Consider the following 11,687-nt stretch of genomic DNA (forward strand, 5'->3'; position numbering starts at 1 on the left):
CGCGGCCATGACACCGGCGGCATAGTCGTGCAGCTTGATCGGGCTCGGTAGGTAAGACACCCCGGGCTCCACGGTGATCTTCGCAGGATCAATCGCAAACGGAAGTGCGGCCGCGATCGCGTCGTAGGCCTTCCTCTGGAACGGATTGGTGATCATTTTTGGTTCTCCTTCTTCTGACGGATCTTTGGTAGTTGTTCGGTGGTGTTTCTTCGATGCCGCGGTTCTGTAATTCGTTGGCAGGAAGCGTGTTTCTGGTGTGGCGGTTGCAGAAGCTCAGCGTCGGCCAGCCCGCTCGGTGCCCATTTGGCTACTGGTCTGCATATCGAGGACCACACGAAATCTGGCCTGGCCGGACATCATTCGCTCATAGGCCGCAGGTGCATCTTCGAATGGCAGCACCTCGGTCATGGGTGTGACCCCGTGTGTGGCGCTGAACTGCAGGCTCGCCTCGTTTTCACTCGCCGAGCCAGTCAGGCTGCCGACGATCGAGCGGCTACCAAACACGAGATCGGAGGCGTTGACCTCGATCGGGTCGTCGCCCACGCCGAGGACCACCAGCTGACCGCGTGGTGTGAGCCCGGCCAGCAGCGGCGACATGGATGCGCCGCTGGCCGCGGTGGCTACGATCGCGACCGCTCCGCCGAGTTCCTGTAACGCCTGGGCGGGATCGACTGCGGCACTGTCGATGTAGTGGTGCGCGCCGAGTTTCTCTGCCAGCACGGCCTTGTCGGTGCCGCGAGCGATGGCCGCGACGCGATAACCCAACTTGTTGGCGTATTGCACGCCCAGATGACCCAGGCCACCGATGCCCTGGATCGCCACCAGCGCGTCGGGTTCCGCGTTCAATTTCTGCACTGCGTTGTAGGTAGTGATGCCGGCGCACAGCAGCGGAGAGGCATCCACCGACGCCAGGGCGTCGGGAATACGGACCAGCCCGGTCGCGCGGGCATAGACCACCTCGGCGTATCCGCCGTCGGCCGTTGTGCCCGGCCGAGGTTGGTTTTCGCAGTTGACGAAGTCCCCCCGACGGCACCAGACACATACGCCGCAGTGGCCACCCAAAAAACCAAGGCCAACGCGGTCACCGACGCTCCATCCACGTACTTGTTCTCCGAGCGCGTCGATGACGCCGACGACCTCATGCCCGGGTACCACCGGCTGGCGCGAGTCGGAGCGCAAGCCCTCAACGGCGAGCACATCGCTGTGGCACACGCCGCAACTTTGCACGCGAAACCGCACATGACCAGGCTGCGGCCCGAGTAGCTCGCGCTCCACCAATTCAAACTGCCGCTGCCCGGTGACCTGAAAAGCGCGGTACGTCGACATGCCAAGTCTCCCTTTGGTTTTCGGGGGTGTGCGCCCTAGGACAGGGCGATGTCGGCGAGGTCGATGGAGATGATCACCGGCTCGGCCACCTTGCGGCCGTTCTCATCGGTCGGGTACACCGCGCGATGTGTCGGGAAGACGAAGCCGTCGAAGGTCTGGTGGCCCCAGCCGTAGTGCGCCGAGTCGGTGTCGGCCGGGCCGAGCACGTCCGGGCGGTAGTCGTGGCGTCGGATCAGGCCCTGCGCGTCGATGTAGTAGGTCTGCACGCGGTTGTGGGTGGCGATGCGCTCGGGGAAGCTCACCTGCAGGCGGCGCCAGGTCTCGCCATCCTCCTGCCACGGCTCCAGCTCGACGGTCGAAAAGCCCGGCTCGGCCCAAGAGAACGGCTCGGTGAGGTAGGTCCACATCGCGTAGCCGGCGAAGTACGCCGCGTGCAGCCGGTCCCACGGGGTCTGCAGGGTGTGGCCGGCGAAGGAGGCGCGGGGGTTGGTGCGCTCCTCGACCAGCCGGCCATCCACGGTCTCGATGGCGACGCGCTCGGGCGTGTAGGTGGCGCGCAGGTCGGGGGCCGCGAACGGCGCCAGGGTCGCGGACTGCAGGTTCGGGGTGAGCGTGAGCGTGTAGTCCGTGAGGATGCCGGGCTGGCCCTTGAGGCCCCACAGCGCACCGCCAGCGGAGACCTTCGCGGTCAGCCGGTCGAGCGAGCGCCAGCGGTCGAGTTCGCCGTGCGCGGCAATGACGGTGTCGAGCAGGTCAGACGTGGGTGTGTCTGTTGCTGTGCTGGTCATGATGATGGTTCTCCTCTGTGCGTAAATGGACCGCAGAACGTAGGGCTGCTCTGCTGTTGTCGATGGTGTCGAGCCGCAGCCAGGGCTGGGTAAACCCATTGAGGCTGGTAGCGGCAGGGCGAGGTTTAGGCTTGGTCATGTGGGTAAGGCCAACCACCTGGGCGATTACCTGAAAGCACGGCGCGCGCGGGTGACCCCCGCCGAGGTGGGACTGGTGCCGGGGCCGCGACGGCGGCTTGCGGGGTTGCGGCGCGACGAATTGGCCATGCTGGCCGGCATCAGCAGCGAGTACCTGCAACGCCTGGAGCAGGGCCGCGACCGACACCCCTCCGCCGACGTCCTCGATTCGATTGCCCGGGCACTGCGCATGGACGCCAAAGCGACCGCCCACTTGCATCAGCTAGCTCGCTCGGCCTCCCAGCCACATCGCGCGCCGCATGAGCAAGTTTCGGCGGCGATCGCCGAACTGATCGACCAGTTCCTCATGCCCGCGGTCGTCGTGAGCCGGTATCAAGACGTGCTGGCCGGAAACCCGATCGCTTGCGCGCTGTTCCCAGGATTTCAAGTGGGACAAAATCTCTCGCGCTGGCGCTTCCTGGATCCCGCGGCCAAGCAGGTCTTTCCCGATTGGGACGAAGCGACAGCCCTGGCTGTTGGGGGCCTACGGGCACTCTTCGCCGAGGATCCCGACGATCCCCGACTGCTCGCACTCATCAGCGAACTGTCCAGTGCCAGCGAGCGATTCAAGAAGCTCTGGGAACACGCCGATGTGGGATACACCAAAGGCATCACCCACCTGCGGCATCCAGAGGTCGGCGATCTCTACCTGACCCGCACGAAGCTTGACCTGCCCGATACCGGTGGCGCACATATCATTACCTGGCACGCAACGCCCAACAGCACATCGGCACACGCACTCGACGAGCTACGTGCATCGCTGCCAAAAAAACCGGTCTCCGACCGCTGAGAAGCGAGACATATCACCTTTCGCGTGTCCCCACGGAGCACGCTTATGTCCATCCTGGGCGGGGCCGCAGTTGCATGCCTTGGCGCCGAAGTGCGGCAGCCACGGTCGTATGGGAGACGCCGTATCGACCACCGAGCCAGGCAAGTGATCGGCCAGCAGCATACAGCTCGGCAGCTTCAGTGAGACGCTCTTCGGCCAGGCCTTGGCGCCGGATAGTGACACCTTGCTCGCGAAGGACGCGGGCGACGCGGGTCTTCGAGATGCCGTGGTGGGCGCCGATCTGTTCGGTGGTTTCGCCGGCGTCGTACCGATGCACGATGTAATCGATGTCCGTGGGGCTCGATTTTCGAGCGTTTGACGACAACGGTGAGACAACCGCGGCTACTTTGACGACAACCGGCGCGTTGCTGCGTCGCGAGTTTGTTCGAACAGCTTGCCGCGGCATTCTCTGAACCGGCTCAAGCGAGGCTGTCGAGTGAGTCGTGGTCATCGATGAAGGTGGCGATGCGCTCCCAGCAGCGCAGCATGTAGTCCTCAGCCTGCATGTTTGGTTGCAGCCGTCCGGCGCCAATCGTGAACAGTGCGAACACGACAACGTGGAATGGCTGCTGGCGATAGCGCAACCACGCCTCATTAAATGAGGGGGGCTTGCTGACGCCTTCCTCGCCGAGGCGCCACAGGTAGCGGTCGAGCAACTCCCGCTCCCATGCGCGGCGGTCCTCGGTCGGGAGATTGGCCAAAACGTAGGAGACATCGAGCGCCCACTCGCCCTTGGCGACACACTGCCAGTCGTAGAGTCCCATGTGTCCGTCGGGGTCGCGCAGCCAGTTGCCCTGATGGACGTCCTGGTGAAGCAGTGTGAGCGTGCCGCTTGAGTTGAGCTGTAGCGATCGCATTGTGGCGGGCAGAATTTCGTCCTTGCGTCGGTAAATGTTGGCTGGGGTGACCGACCGCACGCGCTCGATCCCGATCCGGGCTCGCTTGTCGATTCCAAGGTCGTTGAGCCGCTGCTGGAACAGCTCGGTTGTGGGGAGCCGGGTGAACTGGTGCGTCAAACGCGGGTCACCCCAGAACGCCGCGTGGTAGTAGGCGATCTGGTCGACCATGTCCTCGGCGTCCTGGCGATCGATGCGGTCCGTCATCGGATCCGGGAACGTCCAGCCCTCGGCGCTGAGGTCGTCCATGAGCACGATCGACCGAAACGTGCGCGGATCGGTCGCCGCATGGAATGCGCGGGGACTGCGCAGCCGATCGAGGGAGGGGCGGATGTCGCGGTAGAAGATCGTCTCACTCTCGGTTACCCCGCCGAGCACGAGCATCAGGCGGGACTGGAAGCTCGAGGCGCTCTTCATGAAAAGCCGGGTGGGCAGGCCCGCCTGCTCGCCGGCGGCGTTGTAGCTGATCCGCAGCGCGCGCCGTGAGCTGGTCCCGTCGGACCCACCCACCACGTCGAAACCGGTGACCGCGGCGTCCGGTGCCTCCCGGCACAACACCGCCGTCAGCCAGTCGGTTGTCAGTGCTTTGGCCGACGGCGGCACGTCGTCGAGCGAGGAAACACTCACTGGCGCAAAGCGCTCGCGGGCAACGTTGACGGCGAGTTTGGTAGCAAAGATCGGCAACTGCGCTCTTGTGGGCATGGTCGATGACTCCTTCGAGGGCTTGTTTTGCGAAGGAGCATAACCAGGATATTTGACGCACGTCAATAGAAATTTGACGATCGTCAATTCATTTTGACTAGCGTCAGGTTGTGGCATGATGGGCAGCGATGCCAGCAGAGACCCAGCGCGCGCGCTACGTGCCGCGGCCCAATCGCGGCGATGAGCGCCGCACCCAACTGCTCGACGCGCTCGAAAAGCTGCTCGCGACGCGACCACTGGCCGGCATCGGCATCGCCGACATCACCCGTGCCGCGGGCGTCACCCGCTCAGCCTTTTACTTCTACTTTCCAACTAAGGCCGCCGCCGCCGCGGCCCTGCTCGGTGACTTCCGCGAGGACATGCAGCTGGCGGGCGCTCCCTGGTACGAGGGCCAACCAGGAACGCCGCTCGAGCGCATCCAGGCGACCGTCGATGCCAGCATCCAGCTTGCACGTGATCATGCGAGCCTGATGGTCGCGATGCTCGACGCAGTTGGGACCGATCCAGAGGTCCGCGAGATCTGGGAGTCGTGGACGATGGGCTTCATCGACCGGATCACTACCGGAATCATCAACGACCGCAACGAAGGTCAAGTACGCGCGACCTCCGACCCCCGCGCCCTTGCAACCGTCCTGATGGGCGCCACGCTCTACGGCATCGAACGCGACGTCCGCGCGATCGTTGCCGGGCAACCCCCGTCCGACTCCCTCGCCGGCGCACTCGAAGAACTCTGGCACCGCTCGCTGTACGGGCCATAGCAGCTTGAATTTGCCCCAGACCCCTTATCACCGGCGCAGACCTTCGCAGACCCGACCAGATTCTCGACATTTGGTGGGCCACCCGACAACGCCGACTGGGCCCCGAACAACCGAACTCACAACTACACCGAGCCGAATAGCCGACGCACACCGACGGTTGAAACCTCTACGTCCGTGAACAGAAAGGCCACCAGCCCCGAAGGGGGACCCCCGTCGGCACCCGCAAAGGACGTCACACAAGGCCCTGCTCAGGCCACTATTCATCCATTCCGACACAGCGTCTGCGTCGTAGCTTTCGGCGAGATGTTCGAGACGGGATCTCTGTGCGCACAGAACTTCAGTCGCACGCCTGGACTGTTCCCGTCAAACGAGGTATCCAGCTGATATGGATGGCAGCGGAGCTCCCGGCACGCACACGATTCTCGCCGAGGCCGATGGCACTGCGTACCGGTCGTTGCGCCAGCGACCGGCCACACGTGCAGAGCGCTATGCCCTCGGCAGGAGTCTGCGTAACCGGGTGCCGCGCAAGTCGTTAGCCGACTGGACGGCACCTTCTAATCGTCCCGACCCGGTGGAACTCATCATCGCTAGCCACCAGGGCCGGGACGACCGGCTAATCCCAATCCGGGTCGGGCGCATGGTGGACTCGCCGTACGGATTTCTGCGCGGCACCGCCGTGGTGATGGCCGAGGACGTGGCGCAGCTGCCCGCGACTGGAGTCACGCCTGTGGTTTGCGGTGACGCGCACGTTGGCAATTTCGGGTTCTATGCCTCTCCCGAGCGGGATCTCGTGATCGACCTCAACGACTTCGACGAGGCCCATCCGGGCGGCTGGGAGTGGGACTTGCGGCGATTGTCCGCCAGCATCTGGGTTGCCGGGCGCCAGAACGGGACCTCGGAAGATCACTGTGGCAACGCAGTACGCTCCTGTGTTGCCTCCTACCGGCAGGAGTTGCGGCGGCTCGCCGACCTGCCGCTGTTCACAAGGTCTTTCGTTCGGCTCGACGTCGACAGGCTGGCAGCTGAGACGACAGGCCCGCTTAGCGAACAGGTCATGCGGTCGGCGAAGCGGGCGCGTAACCGCACCGGCGACCGAGCGCTGCCGCGCTTCACCCATGAGGTGAACGGTGAGCGGAAGATTGTCGAGGAACCGCCCCTTATCACGCGACTGTCCGCTCGGGAATCGGAGTTACTGGCCGGCGCACTCGACGAGTATCTGAATACTCTGCCCCCTTACTGGCGGCGCGTACTCGGTGGCTATACGTTGATCGACGTCGCACACAAGGTCGTCGGGGTGGGCAGTGTTGGCCTGCGCGCCTACGTGGCGCTGCTAGAGGGTTCGTCGGAGGAGGACGTTGTTTTCCTACAGCTCAAGCAGGCCCGCCGATCGGTGTTGGGGCGCTACGTGCACGGTGAATCGGCGTGGCACGCGCACCAAGGGCAGCGTGTCGTGGAATACCAGCAGTCGCTGCAGACGGTGAGCGACCCACTGTTGGGCTGGACCACCATGGACGGACGGCAATATTACGTGCGGCAGTTCCGAAACATGAAGGGGAGCATTCCTTTAGACGCTATCGACGCGGCGGCGCTGTCTGATTACGCCGGAGTGGTGGGTCAGCTTCTCGCCAAGGGCCACGCGAGGACTAGTGGCGCCTCGATGATCGCCGGGTACCTGGGGAGCTCCGATCGGGTCGACAAGGCGTTGGGTAAGTTCGCACGGCGCTACGCCGATCAGACCGAGGCCGACCACGCCGCTCTCACAGCCGCTGTCGACCGCGGACTGCTTCCCATCGAGCGCGGGGTGTAGGCCGCATGAACTGGTACACCGGCAACACCACCTATGACACCGTGTTGACTATCGCCCTGGCCTTCGCGGCCTTTGTGATCATCGGCGGTCTGTTCCAGCAGAGTCCTTATGGCCGATTCGGCGCCACGGCGCGCGGACTGAATCTGAACCCGAAGCTGGGCTGGTGGCTGATGGAGATCCCCGCAACCGTGGTGTTTGCGATCTGCTACCTCACCGGGCCGCGTCGATTCGACGCCACACCGCTGGTGCTCGCCGCGATCTGGCTGCTGCACTACGGCAACCGGGGCTGGTTCTTCCCGCTGTCGATCAGGCAGGTGCCGGGCAAACGCAGCAGCTTCAACATCTCGGTGCTCGTCCTTGGAATGTTGGTCACCACGATGCACGGCTACCTCAACGGCGCGTTCTTCAGCCGCGACTACAAGCATCAGTACGGCACTGGTTGGCTGACCGATCCGCGGTTTCTCGTCGGGGTGATCGTGTACCTCGGCGGATTCATCCTGCTGGTCTCTTCGGAGTCGATCCAGCGCAATCTGCGCGACAAGAAAAACCCGGGCGCCACCGAGTACAAGGTCCCGTACGGCGGCGGATTCCGGTTCGTCACCAGCCCGGCGTACCTAGGTGAGCTGGTCGCGTGGGCCGGGTTCGCCCTGCTGACCTGGTCGCTCGCCGGGGTTGCCATCTTCTTGATCACGGCGGGCAATCTGGTCCCGAGGGCGTTCGCCACTCACAAGTGGTACCGCGAGAAGTTCCCCGACTACCCCGCCGAGCGCAAAGCCCTGTTGCCCGGAGTGATCTGAGGAGTTTTGTGAACGCCACCATTGAGGCCGCGCTCGACTTGTTGGGTGGAGATTCTTGAATTGTGTTGCTATCGAGTCGCGTTCGTCAGGATCCATTGCCTGTCCCAGCCCAGTCCTCGGCGCGGCCGGGCGCGCGCAGGCCTACTTCGGTGGCATTCGGATGCCGCCGTCCACGCGGACGACCTCGGCGTTCATGTACGAGTTCGTGATGAGCTCGACAACCATGGAGGCCAGTTCGTCGGGCAGGCCGAGGCGGTGCGGGAACAGCACGGACTCGCCGAGTTTGGCCTTGAATGCCTCCGACGCCTCACCCTCGCCATAAATCGGGGTGTCGATCAGGCCCGGCGCAACGGTGTTCACGCGGACGCCGACGGCCGACAGGTCGCGCGCGACGGGCAGGGTCAGGCCCACGACGCCACCCTTGGACGAGCTGTAGGCGGCCTGGCCGATCTGGCCGTCGAAGGCTGCAACGCTCGTCATGTTGACGATGGCGCCACGCTCACCGGTCTCGGTGAGTTCGTTCTTGCTCATCTGGGTCGCCGCGATTCGGATGCAATCGAAGGTGCCAACCAGGTTGATGTCGAGCACCTTCTTGTACGCATCCAGGTTGTGCGCTGAGGAGAATTCGCCGTCCTTGCCGATGGTGCGCTGGGCCCAGCCGATGCCGGCCGAGTTGACCAGGGCACGCAGCGGACCCAGGTCCGCGGCGGTCTTGACCGCGTCGATGATCTGCTCGGTGTTGGTCACGTCGACGGTGACGAAGACGCCGCCGATCTCGTGGGCGAGAGCCTCGCCCTTTTCCGCCTGCAGGTCGGCTACGACGACTCGGGCACCCTTGGCGGCCAACTGACGCGCAGTGGCCGCACCGATTCCTGACGCGCCGCCGGTGACGACCGCGCTCGCTCCGCTAATGTCCACCGCGGCATAATACGTATAGATCTGTTGCAGCACAAAAAAATACGTGAATCGGTCGCTGTTGCCGCAATACTGGCATGAGCGGCGGCGCGACTGCCCGCCCCTCCGCCATCGCGATAGTGTCTCGCCAAGTCACCGCGGATGACGTCGTTGTGTAAACGGTTTCGCGCAACGCGTCGATCGACTCGACGCAAGTGCCACGTCCACGCAACACGCAGTGGTATCAAACAGGTATCATATGGGCTCATGGGAATGACTCTGCGCCCCAGTGAGCAGCAGGCAGAAGCACTGCGCCGGCAGGCCGCCGCCGAAGGCCGATCGATGCAGGCCATAGCGCTATCCGCCATCGACGAGTACATCGCCCGGCGGGCGCACAAGGCCAAGGTCGGCTCGGCGCTGCAGCGCGTGGTCCGCGAGGAGGCCGGGGTTTTGGAGCGCCTCAAGGACGCGTGACTGAGTACCTGGACCCGGAAGATCTGCTGGAAATCGCCCGAGAGGCCGTGGGTAGGGATGTCGCGGTCAGGGACTACGGCTTGCTTGCATCGGCTCTGGCGCGGCCCCGCGCTTCGGTGTCCGGCCAGGATGCATACGCGGATATGCACCTTAAAGCTGCCGCACTGCTGCATTCGCTTGCACGGAATCACGCGCTGGTGGACGGCGACAAGCGCCTTGCGTGGACAGCCTGCCGGACTTTCTTGGCCATCAACGCTCAATGGATAAGTGCGCCGGAGGACGAACGCTTCGACCTTGTGATCGGGGTGGCTACCGGCGCGATGTCCGAGCTCGACGAGATTGCAGCACAACTCCACAGTTGGAGTTACCAGGAAGGCTGAACCGATTCATCATCACGGTTGTATCTCGTGGGCTGGGGGCTCCCGAAGGGTGAATCCGATCCCGGGCCGGTCGGGTGGCGTGAGGCTGCCGCGGTCAAACTCGAGATTTTCCACGAAGAGCCCGTCCCACCAACCTGGCATGTACTCCAGGATCAGCCCAGTCGAGCAGCCGCAGACGATGTGGGCACTGACCTCGGTGTACAAATGCGGCGAGAGGGGCGTCCCGGTTGTCTCAAGCGTGGCGGCGGCCTGTGTGAGACCCGTGACGCCGCCGCAATGTCCGAGATCAGGCATCGCGACATCGGCGGCCACAAGAGCGACGAGCTCGGAAAAGGCTCGCGCGCCCGGCAGCGATTCGCCTGCCGCGACCGGAGTGGCAATGGCCTGTGCAATCGCGGCCGTCCCGCGCAGGTCGGTCGCCGGTATCGGCTCCTCAAGCCAGTACAGGCCGAGGTCGTCGAGGGCGCGGGCGGCCCGTTCGGCGTCCGGTGCGGCCCAGCCTTGGTTGACGTCGACCAGAAGCCGCATGCGTTCGCCGATGGCGTGCCACACGCGCGTCACCCGCTCGACGTCGGCTTTCCAGTCCGTGGAGCCCGCGCGCATCTTGTAATAGCGAAACCCGGCATCGTAGAAGGCATTTGCTTCCGCGACGATCTCATCGGACGACATCGACAGCCAGCCGCCCTGAACGTAGACCGGAAGGGACCGTCGCTCGGCGCCAAGCAGGCGAAACAACGGCATACCGGCGTGCTTGCCCAGCAGGTCCCACAGTGCTGTGTCGATAGCGGACAACGCCAGTGCGCCGACGCCCGCGGTGCCGACCAAGCTGAGCCGGCGCCGCATGTCCTGCCAGTGCTGCCGCACAGCGCGAGAGTCGCGACCGATCAGCGTGCCAGCCAGGTCCGCGATCAGCGCGACCACTGCTTCCGCCTGGCCGCGATGCAGAGTCAGCGCCGCACCCTGACCGACCAGGCCGTCCGCTTCGACCTCGACGAGCGCATTGTGGGTGTGCGTCGCGCAGTGCACCGCGGTGCGCATGGGCCGGGCCATCGGCGATGACGCGACGCCCACGCGGACCGAATTGATGCGCATCTAGGCCGTCCGGCGCCTCAGGTCGTCGACGAGTGCCGCGGTCGTCGGCGCCCGCGTCCCGGTTCGTTCCGCTGCGCGCAGTATGGCGCCGCCGATCGCCTCGAGCTCGGTCGGCCGCCCAGCGGCGGCGTCGCGCTGCATGGATGACTCCATGCTCGCGGGGACGTTGTCGAAGAACTCGAGCGCACCGGCCTCGTCGACGCTGGCGCCTGCCGCGCGTGCGACGGTCGCGACCTCCCCGATCACGGCTTCGAGTTCGGCGCGGCGTCGAGTGCGCACGACGCCGGCGGAAGCCTGGGCGTGGGTGGTCATCAGCGCCAGTGGGGCGAGGAAACCCAGCTTCTCCCACAGCATGTCGGTTTCGTCGTCCCGCAGGCGCACATCGAGCCCGGCGCGGGTGAGAAGGGCCGCCAACGCCCGGGCGCGCCCGTCCGGATCGCTACCTGGCGCAACTTCGATGGTGGCGAACGGGCTGACGTGCTCGATGACGCCTGGGCCCACGCGCGTGGACTCGCAGCGGATGGTCGCGGCGATCACCTGCTCAGCCGGATATACCTGGCGAAGCACCGAGACATGCTCGACGCCGTTGAGGAATGGCACGGTCAGCGCGCCGCCGACCGCCGCCGCGGGTATCCGCCGCAGGGACTCGCGCAGTTTCGTCGCCTTCACGGTCAACAGCACGGCGTCGTACTCGTCGTCGAGGCGGGTGGCCGCCCCGACCGGTGCTTCGAACTCTCCGAACTTGTGGCTCCTGACGACCAGCGGAT

The 11,687-nt window shown here is 64.9% G+C and carries 12 protein-coding genes and 1 pseudogene; 6 read left to right on the forward strand and 7 right to left on the reverse strand.

Features of this window, described 5'->3' with window-relative positions:
* Positions 1 to 273: 273 nt before the first annotated feature.
* From VML93_RS21525 to VML93_RS21535, 3 genes and pseudogenes are all read right to left on the reverse strand, one after another.
* The gene (locus VML93_RS21525) at positions 274 to 957 is read right to left on the reverse strand and encodes a zinc-binding dehydrogenase (RefSeq protein WP_325613828.1); all 684 of its coding nucleotides are present in this window, start codon (positions 955 to 957) and stop codon (positions 274 to 276) included.
* A gap of 18 nt (positions 958 to 975) precedes the next feature.
* Positions 976 to 1,326, reverse strand: a pseudogene (locus VML93_RS21530) (alcohol dehydrogenase catalytic domain-containing protein); the annotation flags it as partial.
* A 35-nt stretch (positions 1,327 to 1,361) separates the two neighbouring features.
* A complete protein-coding gene (locus VML93_RS21535) occupies positions 1,362 to 2,114 on the reverse strand; it encodes a hypothetical protein (RefSeq protein ID WP_325613809.1) in 753 nt (250 codons plus the stop codon).
* Positions 2,115 to 2,253: 139 nt separating this feature from the next.
* On the opposite strand from VML93_RS21535, the gene VML93_RS21540 reads away from it, so the two are divergent.
* Positions 2,254 to 3,081: a helix-turn-helix transcriptional regulator gene (locus VML93_RS21540; protein ID WP_325613811.1), complete on the forward strand. Its 828-nt coding sequence runs from the start codon at positions 2,254 to 2,256 to the stop codon at positions 3,079 to 3,081.
* A gap of 458 nt (positions 3,082 to 3,539) precedes the next feature.
* On the opposite strand, the gene VML93_RS21545 is transcribed toward VML93_RS21540, so the two are convergent.
* A complete protein-coding gene (locus VML93_RS21545) occupies positions 3,540 to 4,718 on the reverse strand; it encodes a phosphotransferase family protein (protein WP_325613813.1) in 1,179 nt (392 codons plus the stop codon).
* Positions 4,719 to 4,846: 128 nt separating this feature from the next.
* Between VML93_RS21545 and VML93_RS21550 the strand changes: the two genes are divergently transcribed.
* The 3 genes from VML93_RS21550 (at position 4,847) to VML93_RS21560 (ending at position 8,080) form a co-directional block, all read left to right on the forward strand.
* Positions 4,847 to 5,476, forward strand: a complete 630-nt coding sequence (locus VML93_RS21550) for a TetR/AcrR family transcriptional regulator (RefSeq protein ID WP_325613815.1) — start codon at positions 4,847 to 4,849, stop codon at positions 5,474 to 5,476.
* Positions 5,477 to 5,861: 385 nt separating this feature from the next.
* Complete coding sequence (locus tag VML93_RS21555) at positions 5,862 to 7,283, forward strand: DUF2252 domain-containing protein (RefSeq protein WP_325613817.1); 1,422 nt, start codon at positions 5,862 to 5,864, stop codon at positions 7,281 to 7,283.
* A 5-nt stretch (positions 7,284 to 7,288) separates the two neighbouring features.
* Complete coding sequence (locus VML93_RS21560) at positions 7,289 to 8,080, forward strand: 3-oxo-5-alpha-steroid 4-dehydrogenase (protein WP_325613819.1); 792 nt, start codon at positions 7,289 to 7,291, stop codon at positions 8,078 to 8,080.
* A 141-nt stretch (positions 8,081 to 8,221) separates the two neighbouring features.
* On the opposite strand, the gene VML93_RS21565 is transcribed toward VML93_RS21560, so the two are convergent.
* Positions 8,222 to 8,998 carry an SDR family NAD(P)-dependent oxidoreductase gene (locus tag VML93_RS21565; RefSeq protein ID WP_325613821.1) on the reverse strand — a complete coding sequence of 259 codons (777 nt, stop codon included), beginning with the start codon at positions 8,996 to 8,998 and terminating at the stop codon, positions 8,222 to 8,224.
* A 243-nt stretch (positions 8,999 to 9,241) separates the two neighbouring features.
* Here VML93_RS21565 and VML93_RS21570 point away from each other — a divergent pair, with 243 nt between their 5' ends.
* On the forward strand, positions 9,242 to 9,448 hold the full coding sequence (locus VML93_RS21570) for a CopG family transcriptional regulator (RefSeq protein ID WP_325613822.1): 207 nt from the start codon (positions 9,242 to 9,244) through the stop codon (positions 9,446 to 9,448).
* Positions 9,445 to 9,828, forward strand: a complete 384-nt coding sequence (locus VML93_RS21575) for a type II toxin-antitoxin system death-on-curing family toxin (protein WP_325613824.1) — start codon at positions 9,445 to 9,447, stop codon at positions 9,826 to 9,828. Before VML93_RS21570 ends, VML93_RS21575 begins: the two co-directional genes overlap by 4 nt.
* Positions 9,829 to 9,840: 12 nt before the next feature.
* Here VML93_RS21575 and VML93_RS21580 read toward each other — a convergent pair whose 3' ends face one another.
* Both VML93_RS21580 and VML93_RS21585 read right to left on the reverse strand, forming a co-directional pair.
* Entirely contained in the window at positions 9,841 to 10,920 is a 1,080-nt protein-coding gene (locus VML93_RS21580) for a mandelate racemase/muconate lactonizing enzyme family protein (protein WP_325613826.1), read from the reverse strand.
* The coding region (locus tag VML93_RS21585; protein WP_325613827.1) for a 2-dehydropantoate 2-reductase at positions 10,921 to 11,687 on the reverse strand (767 nt) is incomplete at its 5' end.

It is taken from the genome of Mycobacterium sp. (assembly GCF_035499775.1).
Lineage (GTDB): Bacteria > Actinomycetota > Actinomycetes > Mycobacteriales > Mycobacteriaceae > Mycobacterium.